The following is a 24611-nucleotide window of genomic DNA, read 5'->3' on the forward strand; positions in this document are numbered from 1 at the left end:
GTTCTCAGATCAACGTACGGGCTTCTCCCGGGACTTGAGCGCGATCTGCCAGCGGTAGAAGCTCATGGCCAGCGCGAAGTCGAACCCGGCCCGGCCGTCCAGGAAGCCGCGCCGGTAGAGGTACATGTACGCGAACGACACCACCGGCTTGAACGGTGCCTTGTGGAACAACTGCCCCTGGCGTGACTTGACCTGGCGCACCTGTTCCTTCACCTGGGGATGGTGCTCCAGCCACGCCTCCCAGTCGGAGTACCGGTTGTGGCGCTCGAACCAGGCGGTGACGGGGTCGAGGTCCTGGTGCTCGATGGGGTTGTTCAACGTTCCCACCGTCGCGGCGACGGGCTGGTAGTGCCCCTCCACCTCACCGATGCCCGGCGCGTCCAGGTCCCCGACCTCCGGGTAGTACGAGCGGGTGCGGTCGGTCAACGACCGCTTGCGGATGGTGTATCCGTGCCGCAGCCGCTTCCCCGAGAACCAGTATCCGAGCGGGATGTCGTACGCGGCGGGCTTCGGCGCCGCCGGATCCCGGAAGGTCTCCCGCAGCTCGGCCAGCAGCCCGGGGCTGAGGCGTTCGTCGCCGTCCAGCAGCAGGATCCAGTCCAGATCGGTGCGGACGTTCTCCAGGCACCACTGCTTCTTCCGCGGATGCCCCCCGTCCCAGGTGTACGTGACCACCTCGGCCCCGCACTCCTCGGCGATCTTCACCGTGTCGTCGGTGCTGTGGGAGTCCACCACGACGACCGCCTCGAAGTGGCCGAGCACCGACTTCACCGCCTCGGCGATGTTCAGTCCCTCGTTCTTCGTCGGGATCGCCACGGCTATGGGGAGCCTGGTCTTACCAGCGGTCATCCTTTGGCTCCTTCGGCCAGCCAGGCGTAGCAGCCTGTGGAGGTGAACGTACGGGCGGACTTCGGGACGGTGATCTTCCGGGAGGTGCCGGTGTCGGAGGTGCCGGAGCCCAGCTCCTTCCCGCCCACCCCCTCGATCTGCCACGAGCAGTGCGTGGTGGGGGAGGCGGAGCGGTAGACGCCGGGCCGCAGGGCCTTGCCCGTGTGGGTGCCGTCGACGTAGGCGTACGCGGCCTCGTCGACCAGGTCCTGGTGCTGCGGGCAGAGCCCCGCCACCGCGGCCGGTGCGTCGGGGATCTCCTCCGTCGCGATCGCGCCCACGGCGGTGTCCCGGTCGGCCTTGACCAGGTAGCGCAGCTTGTCGCAGGTCTCCTGGCCGGTCTGGAGCACGGCGGCCGGGTCCATGCCCTTGGGCACCCGGTCCTCCAGATACTCCTTCTGCTTCCTGGTGAAGGTCCCGGTGGCCGGGGTGATCTCTTCGGAGGGTGTCTTCGGGCCCTCGGCGGTCGCGGCGGGAGCGGACGGTCCGGGGACGGCCGGCTCCTTGATGGCGGGTGCCGTGGGCGCGGCGGGCGTGGTGGGTGTGGTGGCGGTCGGGCCGGGGACGGTGGGCCCGGAGGCCGCGGGGCGCTGGGCGCCCGCGGCCTCCGGGTCGTTCCCGTCCGCGGACGAGCCGCAGGCGGCCAGCGCCGCCACCGTCATGACGACGGCGGCGCCGGCCAGGAACGGATTCCTCATCGGATCAGCTGTTCCTCAGGGAGTAGTGGGCGCTGATCTGGGAGGTGGTCAGCGCGGTCGGATAGACGGCGGTCTCGTCGATCTGCCCGGCGAAGAAGTTGCTCGTCGGACGGTTCGGCCAGCCGGCGAGGTTGTCCCCGCCGATCCGCCAGTACCCCGGGGTGTTCTCGTTGGTGGAGTACAGGATGCTCGACGCGCGCAGCTGTCCGTCGACGTAGAGCGCCATCCCGCCGGGCCCCTGGGTGGCGACGACATGGTGCCACTGTCCGTCGTTGTAGGCGCCCGTGGTGGCGATGGTCCGGATGGAGCCGCTGCGGACACCGAAGGTGAGGCGTCCGTCGTCGCGCATGTAGACGTGCTTGTCGTGGCGGGTGCTGTTCTGCTGGGTCAGATTCCCGAAGCCGATGATCTTGCCGCCCCGGGTGGTGGTGGTCTTGATCCAGGTCTCTACGGAGAACCGGGGCGGCGCCGGGTGGAGCCGGTTGCCGTACGCGTACTCGTCGGTGCCGTTGAACCCGATCGCGGTGGACGGCCCCGCGACGGCCGCCGGGGTCTGGCGGTAGGCGGGGGCGTTGCGCAGGAACCCGTTGTTGAGGTTGCCGCTGCTGTCGTGGGCGAAGGTGGAGGTGCCCTCGTCGTAGCGCCAGTAGAGGGCGGCCCCGTCGGCCTTGACCCGCGCGGGGTACGCCTCGGCCGCGGTCGCCACGGTGGCGGACTGGGCGGGGGACTTGGTGCTGGTGTTGATGCCGTCGCTCGCGGTGATCCGGTACGAGTAGGTCTGGCCCGCCACGACGTCGGTGTCCGTCCAGCTCAGCTGCGGCCGGTTCCAGAAGACCGAGTAGCCGGTGGTGGTGTGGACGGGGGTGTTCGACCCGTCCTTGTAGATCCGGTAGGTCAGCTCACCGTCGTCGGTGTCGAAGCTGGTCTGCCAGTTCACCTCGATCGTCCCCGGATTCAGCGTGGACAGGCTGACGTTGGGCACCCAGGGGACCCCGGTGTCCGGGCCGTCCGCGAACCGGGTCAGCCCCTGCTGGGGGGCGCTGTTGACGGTGGTGAACTCGCCCCCGACCCAGAGGTAGTGGCGGTCACCCTTGCCGGTCTGCGCCATCACCCGCGGACCGACCGGCTCCCCGATGCCGTCGTTGGTGTCCGGGAACCAGGGCAGCAGCTTCGGGTCGTCGACCGACTGGGCCAGCAGGTGCTTGCGCGGCTGGTCCGGGAAGGCGCCCATGGAGGCGCAGTCGTGGGCGTGGCTGCCGCTGTAGAGGACACCGGAGTAGACCGCCACGGCCTGGGTGGCGCCCAGGCAGGTGTCACGCCAGCGCTGCTGGAAGTCGTTCAGGTTCAGGGCGATCCGGCCGTCGAACACCCCGCCGCCGCTGCCCTCGTTGGCGGTGTAGAAACCGGTGGCGTCGGTGGTGATGTCCTGGACCGTGGAGTTGTTGTGGATGAACCCCGGGTAGCTCTTGGTGAGTTGCCCGGTGGCGGCGTTCACCACGGCCAGGGCGTGGGTGGTGGTGCCGTTGATCCGGAAGAAGTCCCCGCCGAGCAGCACGTTCTGCCCGTCCGGGGTCACCTCGATCGCCCGGGCCACCTCGTCGGCGTTGGCCGTGAACGGCAGGAGCGCGGCTCCGGCGGTGGAGACGGCGGCGAAGTGGCTCCGGCTCTGGCCGCCGACACTGGTGAAGTCACCGGCCAGATAGACCGTGTCGGACGTGACGGCGAGCCCTCGTACGGTGGCCGAGACGGCGATCTTGAAGTTGTTGCGGACGGTGCAGGTGGCGGTGTCGATGGCAGCGATGTTGCTGACCCCGACCCCGTTCACCGCCCCGAACTGGCCGCCCGCGTAGAGCGTTTCCCCGTCGGGGGAGAGCGCCAACGAGCGTACGGTCGCGGTCCCCGAGGAGATCGTGAACGACAGCGAGCAGTCGGTGGGCGCCCCGGTCGCCGCGTCGAAGGCGGCGAAGTTCACCGCGGGCTGCTCACTGGTCCCGGGTGCGGCCTTGGGCGGCCGAAGGGTGGAGAAGGTGCCGCCCGCGTAGACGACGCCGTCGCCGGCCGCCATCGACCAGACGATGCCGTTGGTCTGCCAGGTGGAGAGGTCGTCCGCGGTGATGGCCACCGGAGGGGTCAGCGCCGTTGCCGGGGAACCCCCGACCGCCGTGGCGGTCAGGGCTGCGGCCAGCAGGCAGAGAGCGGCGGAGGCGGCCCGAAAACGGCCGCGACCTCCCATTCTTTGCCCCGTACTTCCGTTCATCATTCAGCTCCGAAGGTGAGAACGAGCTGCGGCCTGACGGCCGCCGATCCTGCCTCGCTCGACCAGATGCGCAGACTGTCGGTCCCGCTGCTGGTCAGGGCGAGTGAGTAGGCGGAGCCGAGGGCCCCGCCCAGTGCCGGCGCGGTGAGCTCCACCGAGTAGTCGGTGGAGACGGCGGTTGCGCCGGTGATGCTGCCCAGCGCGGACGCGGAGAGCGCCGGCCGGGAGTTGTAGGTGACCGTCGACTCGGTCCAGGCGCCGGTGACCGGCGCCACGGTGTGGCTGTCGGTGGAGCCCGCCGTCGGATCCGACGACGTACGGAACTGGAGCCGGGCCCTCTTGAGGACCTGCCCGGCCGGGGCGGCGGGCAGGGTGAAGCGCAGATAGCTGAGGTAGGGCGTGGAGCCCCGGGAGGCCAGCTGCTGGTCGTCATAGTTCGCGTTGGCCGCCACGCCGTTCACGTACGCGTCCTCGGAGGGCAGGAGGCTCACCGTGGTGTCGCCGGGCGGAGCCGGCGCCTGGGCCAGCTGGTGGTGGGCGGCGACCTGGGCGGCGGTCAGCGCCGAGGGGTAGATCGCCGTCTCGTCGACCTGCCCCGCGAAATAGGTGCTGGACGGCCGGTTCGGCCAGGCGTTGTTCATCGCGTCACCGCCGACCCGCCAGTACCCGTTGTACGACCGGTTGCCCGCGGTGGTGTTGGAGACGACCCGTACCCCGTCCACGTACAGCGTCATGCCGCCGGGGTCCTGGGTGGCGACGGCGTGATGCCACCGGCCGTCGTTGTAGCTCGCCGAACTCGTCAGGGTGGGACGGCCGTTGGTGTTGCCGACCTGGACGCCGAAGGCGAGCCGGCCGTTGTCCGTCAGGTAGAGCAGTTTGTCGGAGATGGAGCTCGTGCGGCCTTGCGCCGTACCGATGTTGTTGCCGAACCCGACGATCCGCCCGCCGCTCGTCGACGTCGTACGGAACCACGTCTCGATGGAGTACGGGGTGGGCGAGACGTAGCGGTGCAGCCGGTCGCTGTACACGTACTCGTCGCTGCCGTTCAGTGACAGCGCGGCCGAACCGGCGACGGCCGAGGGCGTGGCCCGGTACGTGGGGGTGTTCACGTACACGCCGCCGTTCCGGCTGTCCGACGCGTCCGCCGCGAACGCCCCGCCGGGCTCGTCGTACCGCCAGTACAGATCCGCCCCGTCGGCTCGCACCCGCTCCTGGTAGGGGGAGGCGGAGGAGGTGGCGGTCACGGAGGAGGCGGGGGAGAGCGCGCTGGTGTTGCCGGCGCCGTCGGTCGCCGTGATCCGGTAGGAGTACATCTGCCCGGCGACCACGTTCCGGTCCGTGAACGTCAGTTGGGGGCGGCTGAAGAAGAGGGACGAGCCGGTCGCCGTGTGCACCGGCGTCGCGCCCCCGTTGCGGTACACCCGGTACGTCAGCAGGCTGTCGTCCAGGTCCAGCGAGCTCCGCCAGCTCACCCGCACCTCACCCGCGCGCGGCGCCGACACACTGGCGGCGGGCAGGCTCGGCGCGCCGGTGTCCGGGGTGCTGGCGAAACGGGTCAGCGCCTGCTGCTGCATCCCGTTGACCGTGGTGAACTCCCCGCCCACCCATAGGAAGTCACGGCCGTCGCGGGTGGAGACCGTCAGCGCGCGCGGCCCGACCGGCTCCCCGATCCCGTCGTTCGTGTCGGGCAGCCAGCCCAGCAGCGCCGGGTCGTCGACCCTCTGCGCGGTGAGGTGCTTGCGCGCCTGGTTGGGGAAGCCGCCCATGGTCGAGCAGTCGTGCACATGGCTCGCCGCGTAGAGCACGGACTTGTACACCCGCAGCGCCTGGGTCGCGCCCTGGCAGGTGTCGCGCCAGCGCTGGCCGAAGCCGTCCAGCTCCATCGCGAGGCGGCCGTCGAACGAGTTGCCGCCCCGGCCCTCGCCGGCCGCGTACCAGCCGCCGGACGCGGAGTCCGTGACGATGTCCTTGATGACGGCGGTGGACGGGATGAAGTTGTCCGGATAGCCCCGGGTGAGGGCTCCGGTGCCGGCGCTCGTCACCGCGATCGCATGGGAGTTGGCCCCGCCCACGGTGAAGAAGTCACCGCCGATCAGCACCGACTGCCTGTCCGGTGTCACCCTCAGGGTCCGGCCCGGGGCGTCCGCGTCCGGGTTCCACCCGGTCACCGCCCCCGTCGGGGTCACCGCGCCGAAGTAGCGCCGGGGCTGCCCGTTGACGGACTGGAAGTCGCCGCCCGCGTACACCGTGCCGTTCGCCGCCACGTCCAGCGCGCGGACCGTCGCCGAGAAGTTCGGCGCGAACCCCGCCCGCCGCGTGCAGGTGGCGGTGTCGACGGCGACCAGTCCGTTGGCGCTGGTCCCGTTGACCGCGTTGAAGTAGCCGCCCACGTACAGCGTCGACCTGTCCGGTGACACGGCGAGCGCCCGTACGGTGGCGGTGCCGCTGCTCCGGGTGAAGGAGAGCGAGCAGCCGGCCGGAGCGCCCGTCGCCGCGTTGAACGCCGCGAAGTTGACGGCGGACGTGGACGCGCCGCCGGAGGGCGTACCGGCCGGGCGGACGGTGGAGAAGGTGCCGCCCGCGTAGACGACCCCGTTCGCCTCGGCCAGCGACCATACGATCCCGTTGGTCTGGTAGGTGGGCAGGTGGTCGGCGGTGAAGCCGACCGGGTCGGTCAGCGCGGCCGCCGGGGGCGCGGCGGCCACCGGGGCGAGCACCCCGGCGGCCAGCGCGAGAACGGCGGTGAGGACCCGGCCGCGCGGACGGCTCAAGCCCCCCGCGCCGGTGCGTCCCGGGGGGTCTCCCGCCCCCCTCATCTGTCCACCCGCACGGCGGCCCCGCTCAGCTGGTCCGAGAGCAGGCGGATGTCCGCGTCGACCATGATCCGGGCCAGCTCCTTGGACTTCACCTCGGGCTTCCAGCCCAGCAGCTCCTCCGCCTTCGAGGCGTCACCGATCAACGCGTCGACCTCGCTGGGGCGTTCGTACTTCGGGTCGTACCGCACATGCTCGGCCCAGTCGAGGCCCGCCTGCTCGAAGGCGAACTCCAGGAACTGCCGGACGCTGACCCCCTCGCCGGTCGCGACGACGTAGTCGTCCGGGGTGTCGCACTGGAGCATCCGCCACATGGCGTCCACGTACTCCGGCGCGTACCCCCAGTCCCGGACCGCGTCCAGGTTGCCCAGGTGCAGCCGGTCCTGCAGCCCGGCCTTGATCCGGGCGACCCCCCGCGTGATCTTCCGGGTCACGAAGGTCTCACCGCGGCGCGGAGACTCGTGGTTGAAAAGGATCCCGTTGACGGCGAACATGCCGTACGCCTCGCGGTAGTTGACCGTCGCCCAGTACGCGTAGACCTTCGCCACGCTGTAGGGGCTGCGCGGGTGGAACGGGGTCTTCTCGTTCTGCGGCGGCGGGCTGGCGCCGAACATCTCGGAGGACGAGGCCTGGTAGATCCGGGTCTGGATGCCGCTGGCCCGGACCGCCTCCAGGAGCCGGATGGTGCCGAGCCCGGTGACGTCACCGGTGTAGAGCGGGGCGTCGAAGGAGACCCGCACATGGGACTGGGCGCCCAGGTTGTAGACCTCGTCGGGCTGGATGTCGCGCAACAGGTTCACCAGCGTCACACCGTCGGTCAGATCCGCGTGGTGCAGGATGAAAGAGCGCTCCGGCTCCTCGGGGCCCTGGTAGATGTGGTCGATCCGCTCGGTGTTGAAGCTCGACGAGCGGCGTATCAGGCCGTGAACCGTGTACCCCTTGTCGAGCAGCAACTCCGCCAGGTACGAGCCGTCCTGGCCGGTCACTCCCGTGATGAGCGCGGTCTTCGCCACGATTCCCCCTTCTCTGCTGTCCGCCTGTGCGACGAACAAGTCACCGATATATCGGAATTGGAGCGTTCTGCGGCAAAACATCACCACAGTCCCTTACTGCTGGCACAATCCGAGCCATGACGACCGAACTCCCCGTCCCACCCCAGGAATCCGCACGTCCCCTACTGAGCCCGGGCTCCCGCATATTCGTCGCGGGGCACCGCGGCCTGGTCGGCTCGGCGGTGGCCCGCCGCCTCGCCGACGACGGCCACGAGGTCCTCACCCGCGGCCGTGACCTCCTCGACCTCCGCGACGCCGCGCGGACCGAGGCGTATCTGCGGGAGATCCGCCCGGACGCCGTGGTACTGGCCGCCGCCAAGGTGGGCGGGATCATGGCCAACAGCACCTGTCCGGTGCAGTTCCTGGAGGACAACCTGCGCATCCAGCTCAGTGTGATCGCCGGGGCGCACGCGGCGGGGACCGAGCGGCTGCTCTTCCTCGGCTCGTCGTGCATCTACCCCCGCCTCGCGCCTCAGCCGATCCGCGAGGAGTCCCTGCTCACCGGGGAGCTGGAGCCCACCAACGAGGCGTACGCGCTGGCCAAGATCGCCGGAATCATCCAGACCCAGTCCTACCGCCGGCAGTACGGCGCCTCCTATATCAGTGCCATGCCCACCAATCTCTACGGGCCCGGCGACAACTTCGACCTGGAGACCTCGCACGTCCTGCCCGCGCTGATCCGCCGTTTCCACGAGGCACAGCGGGACGGGGCGCCGGAGGTCACCCTGTGGGGTTCCGGCTCGCCGCGCCGCGAGTTCCTCCACGTCGACGACCTGGCCGCCGCCTGCGTACGCCTGCTGGAGGCGTACGACGGGGACGCGCCCGTCAACATCGGCTGTGGCGAGGACCTGACCATCCGGGAACTCGCCGGGATCATCGCGGAGGTGACGGACTATAAGGGACGGATCGGCTGGGACACCTCGAAGCCCGACGGGACCCCCCGCAAGCTGCTCGACGTCTCCCGCCTGACCTCCCTCGGCTTCAAGCCGCAGATCCCGCTGCGCGACGGCATCGCCCGCACCTACGCCTGGTGGCTCGGCCAACTCGCCCCAGCTGCCTGACCATTCGCCACTGCGCGCACCGGTCGCGCAGTGGCGAACCGAGGTTCCTCGCATCGTCGCGCCCGCCGTCTTCAGTACGCCCCGCGGCCGTCAGTGACGGCGCGCACCGTACGGGCGAGGAGCCCCATGTCCGTGGCCACCGACCAGTTGTCGACGTACCAGAGGTCCAGCGAGACGGTCTCCTGCCAGGACAGGTCGGAGCGGCCGCTGACCTGCCACAGCCCGGTCAGCCCTGGCTTCACGGCGAGCCTCCGGCCCTCCCGCTCGTCGTACCGGGACGCCTCCTCGGGCAGCGGGGGCCGGGGCCCCACCAGGGACATCTGGCCCAGCAAAACATTGACCAACTGCGGTAGTTCGTCGATCGACGTCCGCCGCAGGGTCCGTCCCACGGGGGTCACCCGGGGGTCCTGGCGCATCTTGAAGAGCGGCCCGTCGACCTCGTTGTCCTCGGTGAGCTGCGCCTTGCGCGCCTCCGCGTCCGCCACCATCGTGCGGAACTTCCACATGGTGAAGGGCCGGTTGTGGAGCCCCTGCCGGACCTGCCGGTGGAAGACGGGACCGCGTGAGGAGAGCCGCACGCTCAGCGCCACCGCCAGCAGCAGCGGGGCGAGCACCAGCAGCCCGAACAGAGCGCCGCCGCGGTCCAGTACGGCCTTGAGGACCCCCTGCGGGCCCCCGCGCAGCGGTGGCGCGATGTGCAGCAGGGTGAGCCCGGCCGCCGTCACCGGGCGGACCCGGGCGGCCGCGATGCCGGAGAGCTCGGAGACCACGCACAGGGCGACACCCGCGTCGTGCAGCCCCCAGCCGAGCCGCCGCAGCCGGTCCCCGGTCAGCTGGGGCCCGGGAGCCACCAGCACCAAGTCCGCCTCGTGGGCGTAGGCCCCGCCCAGCACCGTCGTCACGTCGTCGTCCGCCGGGCAGGAGGCGAGCCGGCCTGGCACCTGCACGCCCTCGTACCCCGGCCGGTCGGGCCCCACCGGGATTGCCGCCACCAGCCGATAGGCGTGGTCCGTACGGGAGCCGAGCAGCTCTGCCGCCCGGTCCAGCCCCGCGGCCTCACCCACCAGCAGCACCCTGCGCACCGCCCGCCCCCGAGCGGTCCGCGGCCAGCGACGCAGCCCCTCCACGGCGGTGGCGGCCAGCAGCCCGGGCGCCACGGCCACGACTGCCGTCGCCGGGTCCACGGAGCCCCCCGCCGCCGCGTGCAGGACGGCCAGCACCCCGAGGAGCACCAGCCAGTCGCCGAGGGCACCGAAAGCGCCGCCCGGCTCGGCCCGCACCGGGTCGGCGTACCGTCCGCGCGCACCGCGCAGCCCGGTCCAGAGCAGGCCGGCGACCGCGGCGGCAAGCCACGGGCGGGGCTGTCCGCCCAGGTGCAGCAGCAGCCAGGCCGGCCCGGCCAGGGCCAGCAGGTCGGTCAGCGCACCGACCGACGCACGGTGGACCGGCTTCCGGCGGGCCGGAGCCCGCTCGGCCGGGTCGCGCTGTGCTGTCGGGGCCCTCCACAGCTGTTCCAGGGCCGCCGTACGATTCCGGGACGCGGCGGTGCGGGGACGCGGCGCGCCCCGGAGCCCTACCGGCCCGGATATGTCAGTCTCCGGTATTTCGACATGCCCCATGAACCCCCCAGTCACAGTCGCACCCCCACAAACGCGACGCATCCGCCGATCCCATGGACTGACGGATGCGCCCTCGCTCGGTGCACGATATCCACACACGTGCCATTTCGCTGGAGTTCTCGTGAAGTTCAGACGGCTCGGTCCAGACACCCGCGATCCGGCGCATCTGGCCGATCGCGCCTGCAGGGGGCGGTGTTGGCGGCGCAGCAGAACCGGCAAGCGCTTGTGGAGCGGGACCGCCGGTGGCCTGACGCGGAGGCTCCCGCTCCGGCGTGCGCCGGAGTGAGCGCACGAACCCCCTGGCGGTGACCTGCGCTACCAGGGGGTTCGTGGTCCGTGGGCGGCCCGCCCGGGGTGGAGGGGGGCGCCCACGGGGTCGGGCGCGACCGGTCGTGCGCCTCCTGGTCCGGCGGTGGGCCCGCAGGCCGCCGCCAAGGAGCCCTGCCTCAAGGAGAGTTACCGAGATCACAGCGCTTTCGGGGCTCGGTGGCCCCATCGAGCTCCCGCCAGGTCTGCGAGCCGTGGCCCGTGGGGGTCTGGGAGCAATCGGATTCAGCCGAACTCGACCGTAGGAAAAGCCTGTTCCGTCCAGATCGTCTTACCGCCCGGGGTGTAGCGCGTCCCCCACCGCTGGACGAGCTGGGCGACGATGAACAGCCCGCGCCCGCCCTCGTCGTCCTCCGCGCTGTGGCGCAGATGCGGCGAGGTGTGGCCGGTGTCCGCGACCTCGCAGAGCAGGGTCCGGTCCCGGATGAGGCGTAGCCGCAAGGGCCCGCCCCCGTAGCGGACCGCGTTGGTGACCAGCTCGCTGACGACCAGTTCGGTCGCGAAGGACAGCTCCTCCAGCCCCCAGAACCCCAGTTGGCGGGTGGCCAGTTCGCGCGCCCGCCCCACCGCCATCGCCTCCGCCGGCAGCTCCCACTCGGCGACCTGACCCTCGTCCAGCTGCCGGGTCCTGGCCAGCAGGAGTGCGGTGTCGTCGGCGGTCGTGGCGTCCGGCACCAGCTCGGAGACGGCCCGGTCGCACAGCTCCTCCAGCGAGGACGCGGGGTCGCCGAGCACCCGGCCCAGCGCGTCCAGCCCCTGGTCGATGTCGTGGTCGCGGGCCTCCACCAGACCGTCCGTGAACAGCGCCAGCAGGCTTCCCACCGGCAGCTCGATCTCCGTGGACTCGAAGGGCAGGCCCCCCAGGCCCAGCGGCGGCCCGGCCGGCAGGTCCGGAAACGTGACCCTCCCGTCGGGATGCACGACCGCCGGCGGCAGGTGTCCGGCGCGCGCCATGACGCAGCGCCGCGAAACCGGGTCGTAGACCGCGTAGAGACAGGTCGCCCCCGTGGTGAGCTCGTCGTACGCGTCGGATGCCGCGCCGTCACGCGTGCCCGGCCGCTCGTCCAACGGCTGCCCCACCAGGTCGTCCAGCCGGGTCAGCAGCTCGTCCGGGGCCATGTCCAGCTGGGCGAAGGCGCGCACGCTCGTGCGGAGCCGGCCCATGGTGGCGGCCGCCTGGAGGCCGTGCCCGACCACGTCCCCGACCACCAGGCCGACCCGGGTCCCGGAGAGCGGGATCACGTCGAACCAGTCGCCGCCTACCCCCGTCACATCGTCCGACGGCAGATAGCGGTAGGCGATCTCGACCGCGGACTGCGGCGGCACGTGGTGGGGCAGCAGCTGGCGCTGGAGGGTGAGGGAGGCGGAGCGCTCGCGGGTGAAGCGGCGGGCGTTGTCGATGGAGACCGCGGCCCGGGCCGCCAGCTCGTCCGCCAGGGCGACCTCACCGTTGTCGAAGGTGTTCGCGGGACCGTGGGCGACCGGCCGCACGGTCGTCCCGGGACGAGGACTCCGTACGAAGGTGACGAGCCCCAGCACGCTGCCACCGACGCGCAACGGGACGACCAGGACGTTGTCGTCGAGTACGAGACCGCCGGAGGCCAGGGAGCGGTCCTGCGGCGACCCCGGGGGATAGGCGACCGGGGGGTAGCGGTGGGCCGGGCTCCCCGGTCCCTCCGGACGGAGTGCCGCGTCGGCCACCCCCGGGTCCACGGAGTGCTCACCGACCCGCAGCAGGTCCATGGCCGCCGAACTCCCGGTCGCCGGGAGCTCCCCGCTCATCACCGTCACCCGCGCGATGTCGACCCGTACGGCGGCGGCGAACGCCGGCACGGTCACCTCGGCGATCTCCTCCGCGGTGGTGACCACGTCCAGGACCGTCCCGATCCGGCGACCGGCCTCCACCAGCAGGGCGAGGCGCTGCTGGGCGCGCTGGCGGTCGGAGATGTCGAAGGCGTCCTCGCAGACCCCGAACACATGCCCCTGGGAGTCCTCCAGCCGGTAGTAGGAGCACGACCACAGGTGTTCCGTGCCGGGGTCGCTCGGCGGAGTCCCCTGGAAGTGCAGGTCGAGGACGGGTTCGCCGGTGTCGATCACGTGGTGCATCACCGCGTCGAGCGTCTGCGGGTACCCCGGGGTGACGAAGCGGCCCCCGGAGTACAGCTCGTCGGCCCGCTTCCCCCGGAACTCGGCGAGCGGCTTGCCGATCTCGCGCTCGTAGGCGGTGTTGCTCCAGGTCAGGCGGAGGTCGGTGTCGTAGATCGCCAGGCCGACGGGCGACTGGGTGGCGAGCCCCTGGAGCAGGGCGAGCCGGGACTCCCACTGCCGCAGCGCCCCGAGCTCGGTCGCGACCAGCACCCGGCCCGGGGAGCGGGCCCCGAGTCCGACGGCCCCGCCCGCGAGCGGGCACATCGTGGTCGCGACCAGCAGTTCATGGCCGTCCCGGTGACGCCCGAGGCGGATCTCGTTGCCGCCGGGCGGCGAACCGGGGCCGAGGCGGGAGGGATCACAGGGGTGCGTGGGGTCCGTGGTGTCCCTGCGGCCGGAGGTGGCCGCAGGCTCCGAGCCGGCCGGGCGGTCGGAGGCGGCCGGGAGGGGCCCCTCGGCGGGCAGGGGCGAGAGGAACGCGCCCAGAGGCCGTCCGACGGCCTCGTGCGGTCCGAAACCCAGCAGCTCGGTGGCGGCGGGGCTCCAGCCGACGACCGTGTCCCGGCCGTCTAGGACCACCGTGGCCGCCCTGGCGATGTCCAGGGGGCCACGGAAGTCGTCGGCGGCATCCGCCGCTCTCGTCGCGCTCACCGCGCCACACCGGCCTGGTCCATGGTCTTCAGAATCCGCCCTGGTCACGGCGGGCACAACTGCGGTACGCCCGCGCCACGGCCGATCGGGGCGCGCTCCGGCACCCGCCGGTGCGGTCAGCGCACGCCGTCGGGCCGGAACTGAACGCTGATACGCGGCCCCGCCGCGCGGGCCGTCTTGGGGATGGCGTGCTCCCAGGTGCGCTGGCAGCTGCCGCCCATGACGATCAGGTCACCGTGCCCGAGCGACCGGCGTACGGGAGTGGGGCCCGGGCGGCGGGGCCGCAGCGCCAGGTACCGGGGGGCTCCCACGGAGAGGATCGCCACCATGGTGTCCTCGGTGGAGCCTCGGCCGATCGTGTCACCGTGCCACGCGACCCCGTCGCGGCCGTCCCGGTAGTAGCAGAGCCCCGCCGTGGTGAACGGCTCGCCGAGCTCGGCCCCGTAGTGCGCGCTCAGCGCCGTACGGGCCGCGTCCAGCGCGGGGTGCGGCAGGGGATCGCTCCCCCCGAAGAAGGCCAGCAGGCGCGGAACCGCCACCACCCGCTCGTACATCACCCGCTGCTCCGCCCGCCAGGCCACCTCGCCCGCCAGCGTCTCGAACAGCGCGTCGGCTCCCTGGAGCCACTGCGGCAGTACGTCGATCCAGGCGCCGTGGCCGAGATGCTCACGGCGCACCCCGTCCAGAGGGCGGACGGCGACCTCCTCCCCCTGGTCGAAGAGTGAGGTCTGCAGGTGTACGGACATGGGAAGAGCGTAACGCTATTCGTACGGGTGTGCGAATAAGGAGTCGACGGCTCAGCTCTCCTTGATGAGGTCTGCGCACTTCTCGCCGATCATCATGGTCGTGATGCAGGGATTGGCCGTGGTGAGCACCGGCATCACCGACGCGTCGGCCACCCGCAGCCCGGTGACCCCCTTGACCCGCAGCTGCGGGTCGAGCGGTGAGTCCGGGTCGTCGGCCGGGCCCATCCGTACCGTCCCCGCGGGGTGGTAGACGGTGTTGTGCGTCTCGCGGATGTAGTCGAACAGCTCCCCGTCCGTGGTCGCGCCCGCCCCCGGGGCCAGCTCGGTGCCCGCCCAGGCGGCCATCGGCGGCCGGGCCACGATCTCCCGGGCGAGGCGCAGCCCGTACGTCATCACCCGTACGTCGTGCTCGTCGGTGAAGTAGCGCGGATCGACCCGGGGCTTGTCCCGGAAGTCCCGGCTGCGGAGCCGGACCGTGCCCCGGGAGCGGGCCCGGGTGACGTTCGGCGTGAGGCAGAACGCGTTCTCCGATGTGGGGTAGCCGCGCCGGTAGGTGTTCAGGTCGAACGGCACCGAGCCGTAGTGGAACATCAGGTCCGGCCGGTCCAGGCCCGGTACCGTGTCGGCGAAGATACCGATCTCCCACCACTGGGTGGAGGTGGTGACCATGGGCTGTTTCGCCTCCCACATGATCACGCCCTCCGGGTGGTCCTGGAGGTGCGAGCCGACGCCGGGGGAGTCCACCCGGACCTCCACCCCGCAATCCCGCAGATGGCCGGCCGGGCCGATCCCGGAGAGCATCAGCAGCTTGGGGGAGTCGATCGCCCCGCAGGCGACCACCACTTCGCGCCGGGCGTGCACCCTGCCGCTGTGGACGGTGTCGGGCTCCAGGTACTCCACCCCGGTGCACCGGTCGCCGCTCTCGTCGTCGAACAGCAGGCGCTTGGCCTGGAGCCCCGTCCGCAGCTCCAGGTTGGGCCGCTTGCCGAGGACGGGATGAAGGTACGAGACCGAGGCCGAGGAACGGGTGCCGTCCTCGCGGGCGTTGATCTGGAACCAGTGCGCGCCCCGGACGACGGTGGTGCCGGTGTTGAACGGAGTGGTGGGGATCCCGGCCTCGGCGCAGGCCTCCAGCAGCGCCGTACCGCACGGGTCGTCGGCCGGAACCGTCCGGAGGGTGACCGGGCCGGAGCGGCCGTGGTGGTCACCGGGCGCGTCGTTGGTCTCCAGCCTTTTGTAGAGCGGGAAGCAGTCCGCCGCGCTCCAGCCGGAGCAGCCCAGCGCGCCCCACTCGTCGAGATCCTCGGCCGGGGCCCAGAAGGCGATGCACGAGTTGTGCGAGGAGCAGCCGCCGAGCACCTTGGCGCGGGCGTGCCGCATGAAGCTGTTGCCGTGCTCCTGCGGCTCCACCGGATAGTCCCAGTCGTAACCGGACTCCAGCAGCGCCATCCACCGGTCCAGCCGCAGGATGCTGTCGTCCCCGACGTCAGAGGGACCGGCTTCGAGGACGCAGACGGTGACGTCCGGGTCCTCGGTGAGCCGGGCGGCGACGACGGCACCGGCCGTACCGCCGCCGACCACGACGTAGTCGAACGTGGGCGCAGGGCTCTCTGCGGGCATCACGTCTCCAGGATTCATCAGAGGTTCGACGGGGGAGCGGTGGGGTCCTGTGCTTCGGATCGGTGCTCGGCGAGAACGCCCGTACGGTGCCGCTGGACGAACCAGTGGCAGGCGAAGGAGATGCGGCTGGTCCCGGCGGCGAAGCCGTGGACGTTGCCGAGTGCGCGCTTGAGTTCGGGCCGGCAGCCGAGCTCCCCGAGCGCGTCGTCGTGCCGGGTCCGGGTCCTGTCTCCGCTCCGGGGCCCCCGCCCCGTATCACTCACTCGAACCACCGCTGCGGGGCCGCGGCGACATTGCGCCAGATGTGCTTGGCCTCCTGGTATTCGGCGAGCCCCGCCGGCCCCAGCTCACGGCCGAAGCCGGACTGCTTCATGCCGCCCCACTCCGCCTGCGGTACGTAGGGGTGGAAGTCGTTGATCCATACGGTGCCCGCCCGCAACCGCGAGGCCACCCGGTGGGCGCGCCCGCCGTCCTGCGTCCAGACCGCGCTCGTCAGCCCGTACACGGTGTCGTTGGCGAGCCGCACGGCCTCGTCCTCGTCCCCGAACCGCTCCACCGTGAGCACCGGGCCGAACGACTCGTCCCGTACCACCGACATGGACGAGCGGCACTCGTCCAGCACGGTCGGCGGGTAGTAGAAACCGTCCGCCAGCGCCGGATCGTCGGGCCGCGCGCCCCCGCAGCGCAGTACGGCGCCTTCGGCGATGCCCTCGGCCACGTACGCCTCGACCTTGTCGCGATGGGCGGCGGAGATCAGCGGGCCGCTCCGGGCGTCCTCGTCGAAGGGGCCACCGAGCCTGATCCGGCGGGCCCGCGCCACCAGCTCGTCCACGAACCGGTCGTGCAGCTCGTCCTGGACGAGGAGCCGCGCCCCGGCGGAGCAGACCTGGCCGGAGTGGAGGAAGACCGCCATCAGCGCGTAGTCGACGGCGGTCTCGAAGTCGGCGTCGGCGAAGACGATGTTCGGGTTCTTGCCGCCCAGCTCCAGGGCGACCTTCTTCACGGTGGGCGCGGCCGCCGCCATGATGGCCCGCCCGGTGACGAGCCCGCCGGTGAACGACACCATGTCCACCCGCGGATCCTCGGTGAGCGGCGCGCCCACGGCCGCGCCCGCCCCGAGCACCAGGTTGGCGACCCCCTCCGGCAGCTCGGCCTCGACGAGCAGCCCCATGAGCAGGACGGCGGTGTGCGGGGTCAGCTCACTCGGCTTGAGGATGAAGGTGTTGCCCGCCGCGAGCGCCGGGGCGACCTTCCACGCGGTCTGGAGCAGCGGATAGTTCCACGGGGTGATGAGGGCGCAGACCCCGACGGGCTCGTGCACGATCCGGCTGTCGACGTCCGCGATCCCGGTGTCGACGACCCGGTCGGTCGACCCGGCGGCTACGAGGTTGCCGAAATACCGGAAGCAGTTCGCGATGTCGGCCATGTCGTAGGCGCTCTCGACCAGCCGCTTACCGGTGTCCAGCGACTCGGCCCGCGCGAACACGTCCTTGTCCCGCTCCAGCAGCTCCGCGACCCGCAGTAGCAGCCGCCCGCGCTCGGCGGCCGGCGTACCGGGCCAGGGCCCGTCGTCGAAGGCGGCCCGGGCGGCGGCGACGGCCGCCTCGGCGTCCGCGCGACCGCCTTCGTCGACGGTGGCCACCAGCGTGCCGTCGGCCGGGCAGCGGATCTCGCGCGTGCCCGCGTCGGCGGCGGCGGTCCACCGGCCGCCGATGAACAGCTCCGGCATGGGGTCCTCCTGTACGGGTTCTCGTGCGGGGCGCCCGTGCGGGCCGCCGGGCTTCGGTGGCCTTGTCCGGCGGCTCCCGGGGCGTCGATGGTTCCGGTGGCCGGCCGTGGCTCCCCCAGGACCGACAGTAAGGCGGGTCGGACGGCCCCGCAGCGCGGGCGCGGCCTCGGCGCGCGCTCCGTGGTGGTGGTGTTACGCCGATGGGGTGCTGGGTCCGCGGACGGGTTCCGGTCCGCCGTTCCGCGCGGTCCTCGCACGACCGTTCGCCCAGTTGGTGACCGCCATGGTGCGGAGAGTCAACTTCCGGTCAATCTCCGCACCAAGTGTCCCGACTCCGCCCTGCACCCCACCGTCGGTGTGGCATGTTCTCGTGCGCAAAGGCAGTCGCGCGACGTCACTCTTGGAGTGCAAATATGGCCCAGCAGCACCGTGCCCAGTTCACGCGTCAGGAGCTGATCCACTCCGCGGCGGAGGTCTTCCACGGCGCCGGATACGCGGATTCCTCGATCACCGCCATCAGCTCGCGCGCGGCGGTGAGCAACGGCGCGCTGCACTTCCACTTCCGCAACAAGCGCGCGCTCGGCGAGGCGGTCGAGGCCGCTGCGGCGCAGCGGCTGCTCTACCTCACCGGCCCGGTGCCGCTGCGCCACCCGGACCCGGTGGGCCACCTCGTCGACGCCTCCGAGGCGCTGGCCCGGGAGCTGCTGCGCGATGTGGTCCTGCGGGCCGGCTTCAGCCTCGCGGACGACGCGGGCTGGCTCGGCGCGGTGGATCTGTGGGAGCAGTGGCACGACTGGGTCCATCTGATGCTGACCGTGGCGCGGGACCAGGGTTCGCTGGCGCCGGACGTCGATCTGGCCGACGCGGTCTCGGCCATCACCGCCGTCATGGCCGGGTTCGCGGCACTCTCCCGCAGGAAGCGGCAGAGCGACCTCTCGGCGAGTGTCGTCCCGGGGTTCTGGCGGCTCATGCTGCCCCGGCTCACCGGTGGCGGCGGCGGGCTGCCGGCCGCCGACGGCCCCGCGCCCGCTCTCTGGCAGACCGAGCGGTGCCCGGACGACTGCTGGGAGCTGGAGGACTGCAGAGTGGCGTGAGCACCCGTTTGTGCACCGTTTGTGCGTCCTTTGAACGCCCGGGTCCACGCTGGTGGCCGATGGGCCGCGACGGGCGGCGCGTGTGTGCGGCGGGGAGTCGTGGTCATGAGCGAGTGGTTCCGCAGGTTCGGCGGCCCGGGCGGCCCGGTCCGCCCCGAGCGCCGGGCGCCCCGGCTGTACTGCTTCCCGCACGCCGGAGGCGCGGCCAGCACCTTCGTTCCGCTGGCCCGGGAGCTGACGCCGCAACTCGACGTCCTGGCCGCCCAGTACCCCGGCCGCCAGGACCGCCGCCGTGAGGCGCCCTTCGCCGACATCGGTCTGCTCGCCGAGGCGCTGGCCGACCACGTCCCCGTGGCGGACGAGACGCCGTACGCCTTCTTCGGCCACAGCATGGGCGCGGTCCTCGCCTACGAGGTGGCCCGGGTCCTCCAGCGGCGCCGGGTGACCGGACCCGACGCGCTCGTCCTCTCCGGCCGCCGCGCGCCGACCCCCGAGCCCAGCTCGCACGATCGGCTGCGCACGGATGCGGACATCCTGCGCGCGGTGCGCGAACTCGGCGGCACCACACCGCAGTTGCTGCGCGACTCCGAGCTGCGCGAGATGGTCATGCCCGCACTGCGCGCCGACTACCGGGCGATCGGCTCGTACACCTGGCAGCCCGGCCCGCCACTCACCGTCCCCTTCACCGTGCTCGTCGGCGACCGGGACCCGGTGGCGAGCGTCGCCGAGGCGCGGGCCTGGCGGCACGTCACCACGGCACCGGCCCGGACCCACGTCTTCGACGGCGGCCACTTCTTCCTCGACGCGCACCTGCCGCGCGTGGCCCGTACGGTCCTGGACGCGCTCGGCCACCTCATGCCCGTATCCGCGGCGAGGTGACGGCAGGGGGGTGAGCGGGACCCGCGCGGTCGGGATGCCCGGTCACGCTGATGGGCCGCGACGCACGCGCGTCGCGGCCCACCGCCGTTTCCTCGCCTTTTCCCATGACCTGACGAGGAGTCACATGGCCAGCTGGGAGCACGTATTCGTCGTCGCCGCCGGTCCGCGGCCCCTCCGCTCCCCGCCCCCCGTGAGCGGCATCGACCTCGTCGTCCACGCGCGGAGCGGACGCGCGGACCGCGTACGGCCATGGCGCGAGGACGGCCGTGCCACCACGGTACGGGTGTTCCGGGAGGCGGACGGCGGGCTGGCCGCTCTGCATGTGGCGGCGCGGTATCTGTCCGTATCCGAGGGGCCGGGCGCGGCCCTGGTAACCGCGGATCGTGGGAGCGCCGCCCCGGCCTCCGCCGCCGGCGCGGTGATCGCCAGAGGGGCCGGAGGAGTCGGAGCGGCTCGGGTCCTGGCGACGGTGTTCCTCGGCGGGCCGCCCGAAGGTGCTCTCTTCCGCGGCGACCTGGCCTGGCGGGAGCCGGCCGCGCGCCGTACCGGCTTTCCCCGGGCCCTGGCCGCCCGCCGCCGCAGGGGCGGGCGGTCGCCGCAGCCCGTACGGTTGCCGCCGCTCGGCGGGCCGGAGCGTGAGGCGGTGGCGCGGGCCGTGGACGAGGCCGGGGCGTGCATGGCCGATGTCGGGCGGGTCGTCAGCACGCCCGACCAGCTGACCGCGCTCGCCGATCTGCTCGAGCGGGGCAGGGAGGCCGGAGCGCCACTGGTGGTGCTGGCCGGAGCCGGTCGCGGACCCGACTTCGGCTGCGCGGTGCTCAAGCCGCTCTGAGACTCCTCGTCCAGGGCAACGGGCCGGGCACCGCTCACGCGGCACCCGGCCCGTTCCCGTGCTCAGGTCATGCGGGCGCGGCCGGGAACCAGTCCCGGTCCACGAAGAAGGAGACGTACCGGGCGAACAGTTCGGCCGTCATCTCCGGGCAGGCGACCCCGGTTCCGGCCAGCGCCGTCTCGGTGCCGGTGGTGTCGAAGCGCGGGTAGAACCGGTGGCTGTCGGTCGCCAGCACCCGAAAGGCGTCGAGCAGCGGGTTCATCGCGTTGCCGGTGTCCGACGCCACCCGGGCGTACCAGTCGTCCCAGCTCAGCTCGGCCAGCCCGTACCCCGCCGAGCGGAAGTGCTCGACGCACGCGGCGAACTCCAGGCTGCTCGGGTTGGACAGGTGGTACGTCCCGCCCGCAGCCCGCTCCTGCCGGGACATCGTGAGGACCGCCTCGCTGACGTAGTCGACCGGCACCGGGTGCACCGCCGCCGACAGCCCCTCGGGCACCGCGCCGGCCTGGAGCAGCCCCTTGAGGCTCAGCCACACGAAGTCCTGTGTCTGGCAGGCCCCGTTGACCCGGTCGCCGGAGACGACGTCCACGCGGTACACGCTGACCGGCAGCCCTCGCTCCCTGGCCAGCCCGATCATCTGCTCCGCCACCCACTTGCTCTGCACATAGCCGGTCGGCAGCTCCCGCGCCGGACCCGTCGGGTCGTCCTCGCGCACCGGCACGCCCTCGCTCAGCGCCTTCGGGAAGACGCCCACGGTGGAGACGTGGTGGACCGGGACGGTACGGTGCCGGGCCGCCAGCCGCAGGACCTCCTCGGTCCCGTCGACGTTGGTGGACTTCAACTCGGTGTACGGGCGCAGCCAGTGCACATGGGCCCCCGCGTGGTACACCGCGTCGACCGTGCGGGCCAGCTGCTCGTACGTCTCCTCGTCCAGGCCCAGACGCGGCCGGGAGAGGTCGCCCACCAGGACGGTGAGGCGTGCCGGGTCGACCTCGTCCGCGAGGCCGTACCACTCCAGGTTGGCCCGGAGCCGCTCGCGTGCGTCCGCCTCGTCGGCGCCGCGCACCAGGCAGTGCACCTGCGCCCGGGTCCCGCGCACCAGGTCCCGGAGGAGGAAGGCCCCGAGGAACCCGGTGGCCCCGGTCAGCAGTACCGCCTCGGGGTCGACGGCCACCCGGCTGACCTCGGCCGTCGGCCGGATGTCCTCGGCCAGCCGCACCTCGGCCTCCAGGTCGACGGTCTGCCGCGCCGCGCCGGCCGCAGAGCGCGGACCGTGCAGCGCGGTGTCCAGCAGGTGATCGGCGAGCGCCCGCGGGTTCGGATGGTCGAAGACCAGGCCGCTCGGCAGCTGGGTGCCGACCAGTGCCGCGAGCCGGTTCCGCAGCTCGACGGAGGTCAGCGAGTCGAGGCCGAGATCGCCGAAGGTCTGCTCGGGCGCGAGTCCGCTCCCGGTGGCGTCGGCGTGCCCGAGCACTCCGGCGACCTCGGCCCGCACGAGCGCGAGCGCATGCGCCTTGCGCTCCTCCTCGTCCAGGCCGGTGAGCTGGTCGGCGAGGGACAGGGCGGCGGCCGAGTTCACCGCCGTACGCCGCTGAGGCGTGCGGACCAGTCCGGTCATCACGACCGGGACCTGAGCGGCGTTCTCACGTAGGGCCTCGCGGTCGACCGGAGTGGCGACGACGGCCGCGGTGCCGAGCGTGAGAGCGGTGTCCAGGAGAGCGGGGCCGGTACTCTCCGCGATGGCCAGGAGGCCCGAACGGGCGATGCGGCGGAAGTCGGCCTCCTCCATGTGCCCGCTCATCCCGGTGCTCTGCGACCACAGGCCCCAGGCGACGGAGGTGGCCGGCAGGCCTTGAGCGGCCCGGTGCTGGGCCAGGCCGTCGAGGAAGGCGTTGGCGGCCGCGTAGTTGGCCTGCCCGGGACCGCCGACCACGGCGGCGACGGACGAGAAGAGCACGAACGCCGACAGGCCGAGGTCCCGGGTGAGCTCGTGCAGGTTCCACGCCGCGTCCACCTTCGGACGCAGGACGGCGGCGAGCCGTTCGGGTGTCAGCGCCGAGACCAGCCCGTCGTCCACGACACCGGCCGTGTGCACGACGCCGGTGAGCGGACGGTCGGCCGGCAGGCTCGCGACCAGGGCCGCGAGCGTGTCCCGGTCGGCGGCGTCGCCCGCCACCACGCCGGCTTCGGCGCCCAGTTCGGCCAGCTGCCGGACGAGCTCCTCGGCGCCGGGAGCGCCGGGGCCGCGACGGCTGAGGAGGACGAACCTGGTCACTCCGTGCTCGGCGGCCAGGTGACGGGCGAAGAGTCCGCCGAGGGAGCCGGTGCCGCCGGTGATGAGGACGGTGCCATGAGGGTTCCAAGGGCTGGTTGCGGGCTTGGGCGGGTCGGCTTCCGCCGGGTTCGGCCGCGCCTCCACCGGCCTCAGCCGAGGAACAGAGGCCCGGCCCGCCCGCAGCGCCGCCTGCGGTTCGCCGGAGGCGAGGATCCGAGACAGCGCCCGCTGCCACTCGGGCGTGCCCACCGTGTCCCCGGCGGCGGTATCGATCACCGTGATCCGGCCGGGCGCTTCCGACTGGGCCGAGCGCAGCAGGCCCCACAGAGCGGCCGCCGCCGGGTCCGGTGCCGTGAACTCCTCCGTCGCGACCGCGCCCCGGGTGAGGAACACCAGCCGCGTCTCCGCCAGTTCGTCGTCGGCGAGCCACGCGGTGAGCAGTTCCAGCGCTCCTCGCGTCAGCTCGTGCGCCGCACCGGCCGCGTCGTCGTGTCCGGAGGAGTCGCACAGGACGGCCACCGCGTCCGGCCGCCTGCCCGAGCGGACGGCCCGGCGCACCTCGGCCACCCCGTCGAGCAGCTCCGGGTACGCGGCATCCGGCCAGGGGCCGCCCACACCGGGCGCCACCTGTCCGAGCGCGGCCCAGGCCGGCTCCCCGTACGGCTCGGCGAGGGTGATCGGCCGCCACGCGACCGTGAAGAGGGAGCCGAGGTGCGCGGCCCGGTCCGGGGCACCTTCGTCCGGCGTCCTGGGACCCGCCGCCAGCGCGTCCACCGAGGCGACCGGCTGTCCGGACGCGTCGGCCAGCCACAGCGACAGCTCACCTTCGGCGGTCCGGCTCAGCCGCACCCGCAGCGCCTCGGCCTCCGTCGCGTACAGCCGTACACCACGCCACCGCGAGGACCGCGCACCCGCCACGGCTCCCGGTACGTCGTCGAACCGGGCCGGCTGCAGCGCGGCGTCGAGCAGCGCCGGATGCAGCCCGAAACCCTGCGCTCCATGAGCTTCCTCAGGCAGCGTCACCTCGGCGAACAGGTCCGTCCCGCGCCGCCACACGGCTTCCAGCCCGCGCAGCGCGGGAGCGTGGACCAGGCCCGCCACCTCCAGCGCCGCGTAGCCGTCGGCGATCTCGACCGGCTCCGCACCGGCGGGCGGCCACTGCGTCAGGTCGAAGGGCGCCGCGTGGCCGCCGAAGCTCGCCGTGCCGTGCGCGTGCGCGGTCCACGGAGCGCCGGCGTCGGGCCGGGAGTGGACGGTGAGGCTCCGGCGACCGTCCGCGTCCTCCGCGCCCACCGCGACCTGGAACTGGACCGCCTGCTGCCCGGCCACCGGGAGAGGCGTGGTGACCGTCAACTCGTCCAGGACCGTGCAGCCGGCCTCGTCACCGGCGCGTACCGCCAGCTCCACCAGAGCGGCGGGCGGCAGCACGGCAGAACCCTCCGCGGTGAACCCGGACGCCCACGGCAGGGCGGCCGGAGCGAGCCGGCCGCTGAGCAGGATGCCGCCGCCCGCCGCCGGTTCGACCACCTGGCCGAGGATCGGATGCCCGCTCGCACCGGTGTCACCGGCCGCCGCACCGCCGCCCGAGCGCTTACCGTCCAGCCAGTACCGCCGCTGCTGAAAGGCGTACGTCGGCAGCTTCACCCGCCGCGCGCCCGACCCCGCGAAGAAGGCCGACCAGTCCACCGCCACGCCGTGCGCGTGCAGGTGGCCCACTCCGCCGACCAGCGACTCCGCCTCCGCGTCGAGTCGGCGCAGCAGCGGCACCACCGTCCGGTCGCCGTCCGCCTCCGCGAGGGTCTCTCCGGCCGCGACGCTCAGGGCGCCGCCGGGGCCGATTTCGATGTAGGTGGTGGTGCCGTGGTGGTGGAGGGTGGTGATGGTGTCGGCGAAGCGGACGGTGCCGCGGAGTTGGTCGGTCC

General features: G+C 72.7%; 16 protein-coding genes. 4 read left to right on the forward strand and 12 right to left on the reverse strand.

What is annotated here, in order from left to right:
- Nucleotides 1-9: 9 nt before the first annotated feature.
- From ABZ154_RS23160 to gmd, 5 genes are read right to left on the reverse strand one after another with little or no spacing between them, the layout of a single operon-like run.
- Nucleotides 10-849: a glycosyltransferase family 2 protein gene (locus ABZ154_RS23160; RefSeq protein WP_356835497.1), complete on the reverse strand. Its 840-nt coding sequence runs from the start codon at nt 847-849 to the stop codon at nt 10-12.
- On the reverse strand, nt 846-1586 hold the full coding sequence (locus ABZ154_RS23165; RefSeq protein ID WP_356835499.1) for a hypothetical protein: 741 nt from the start codon (nt 1584-1586) through the stop codon (nt 846-848). Before ABZ154_RS23165 ends, ABZ154_RS23160 begins: the two co-directional genes overlap by 4 nt.
- A 4-nt stretch (nt 1587-1590) precedes the next feature.
- A complete protein-coding gene (locus ABZ154_RS23170; RefSeq protein ID WP_356835501.1) occupies nt 1591-3846 on the reverse strand; it encodes a LamG-like jellyroll fold domain-containing protein in 2256 nt (751 codons plus the stop codon).
- Complete coding sequence (locus ABZ154_RS23175; protein ID WP_356835503.1) at nt 3843-6659, reverse strand: LamG-like jellyroll fold domain-containing protein; 2817 nt, start codon at nt 6657-6659, stop codon at nt 3843-3845. Before ABZ154_RS23175 ends, ABZ154_RS23170 begins: the two co-directional genes overlap by 4 nt.
- Complete coding sequence (gmd, locus tag ABZ154_RS23180; RefSeq protein WP_356835505.1) at nt 6656-7669, reverse strand: GDP-mannose 4,6-dehydratase; 1014 nt, start codon at nt 7667-7669, stop codon at nt 6656-6658. Before gmd ends, ABZ154_RS23175 begins: the two co-directional genes overlap by 4 nt.
- Nucleotides 7670-7785: 116 nt before the next feature.
- Here gmd and ABZ154_RS23185 point away from each other — a divergent pair, with 116 nt between their 5' ends.
- Nucleotides 7786-8769 carry a GDP-L-fucose synthase gene (locus ABZ154_RS23185; RefSeq protein ID WP_356835507.1) on the forward strand — a complete coding sequence of 328 codons (984 nt, stop codon included), beginning with the start codon at nt 7786-7788 and terminating at the stop codon, nt 8767-8769.
- 71 nt (nt 8770-8840) lie between these two features.
- Here ABZ154_RS23185 and ABZ154_RS23190 read toward each other — a convergent pair whose 3' ends face one another.
- The 6 genes from ABZ154_RS23190 to ABZ154_RS23215 form a co-directional block, all read right to left on the reverse strand.
- Nucleotides 8841-10388: a sugar transferase gene (locus ABZ154_RS23190; RefSeq protein WP_356835508.1), complete on the reverse strand. Its 1548-nt coding sequence runs from the start codon at nt 10386-10388 to the stop codon at nt 8841-8843.
- A gap of 552 nt (nt 10389-10940) precedes the next feature.
- Nucleotides 10941-13514: a SpoIIE family protein phosphatase gene (locus ABZ154_RS23195; RefSeq protein WP_356835510.1), complete on the reverse strand. Its 2574-nt coding sequence runs from the start codon at nt 13512-13514 to the stop codon at nt 10941-10943.
- Between the two features lie 116 nt (nt 13515-13630).
- Nucleotides 13631-14260, reverse strand: a complete 630-nt coding sequence (locus ABZ154_RS23200) for an alpha-ketoglutarate-dependent dioxygenase AlkB (RefSeq protein WP_356835512.1) — start codon at nt 14258-14260, stop codon at nt 13631-13633.
- Between the two features lie 51 nt (nt 14261-14311).
- A complete protein-coding gene (locus ABZ154_RS23205) occupies nt 14312-15880 on the reverse strand; it encodes a GMC oxidoreductase (RefSeq protein WP_356835514.1) in 1569 nt (522 codons plus the stop codon).
- A gap of 17 nt (nt 15881-15897) precedes the next feature.
- Nucleotides 15898-16143: a hypothetical protein gene (locus ABZ154_RS23210; RefSeq protein ID WP_356835527.1), complete on the reverse strand. Its 246-nt coding sequence runs from the start codon at nt 16141-16143 to the stop codon at nt 15898-15900.
- A complete protein-coding gene (locus tag ABZ154_RS23215) occupies nt 16140-17609 on the reverse strand; it encodes an aldehyde dehydrogenase family protein (RefSeq protein WP_356835516.1) in 1470 nt (489 codons plus the stop codon). The genes ABZ154_RS23210 and ABZ154_RS23215 overlap by 4 nt, the downstream gene beginning before the upstream one ends.
- Before the next feature lie 413 nt (nt 17610-18022).
- Here ABZ154_RS23215 and ABZ154_RS23220 point away from each other — a divergent pair, with 413 nt between their 5' ends.
- The 3 genes from ABZ154_RS23220 to ABZ154_RS23230 all read left to right on the forward strand — a co-directional run bounded on the left by ABZ154_RS23220 (nt 18023) and on the right by ABZ154_RS23230 (nt 20414).
- Nucleotides 18023-18703: a ScbR family autoregulator-binding transcription factor gene (locus ABZ154_RS23220; RefSeq protein WP_356835518.1), complete on the forward strand. Its 681-nt coding sequence runs from the start codon at nt 18023-18025 to the stop codon at nt 18701-18703.
- 105 nt (nt 18704-18808) lie between these two features.
- Nucleotides 18809-19582: an alpha/beta fold hydrolase gene (locus tag ABZ154_RS23225; protein ID WP_356835520.1), complete on the forward strand. Its 774-nt coding sequence runs from the start codon at nt 18809-18811 to the stop codon at nt 19580-19582.
- A 124-nt stretch (nt 19583-19706) separates the two neighbouring features.
- Nucleotides 19707-20414 (forward strand): hypothetical protein, encoded by a 708-nt coding sequence (locus ABZ154_RS23230; RefSeq protein ID WP_356835522.1) that lies wholly within the window; start codon nt 19707-19709, stop codon nt 20412-20414.
- A gap of 67 nt (nt 20415-20481) precedes the next feature.
- Here the strand turns inward: ABZ154_RS23230 and ABZ154_RS23235 are convergent.
- On the reverse strand, nt 20482-24611 hold a 4130-nt coding region (locus ABZ154_RS23235), incomplete at its 5' end, for a thioester reductase domain-containing protein (protein WP_356835524.1).

It is taken from the genome of Streptomyces sp. NPDC006261, from assembly GCF_040613515.1.
Lineage (GTDB): Bacteria > Actinomycetota > Actinomycetes > Streptomycetales > Streptomycetaceae > Streptomyces.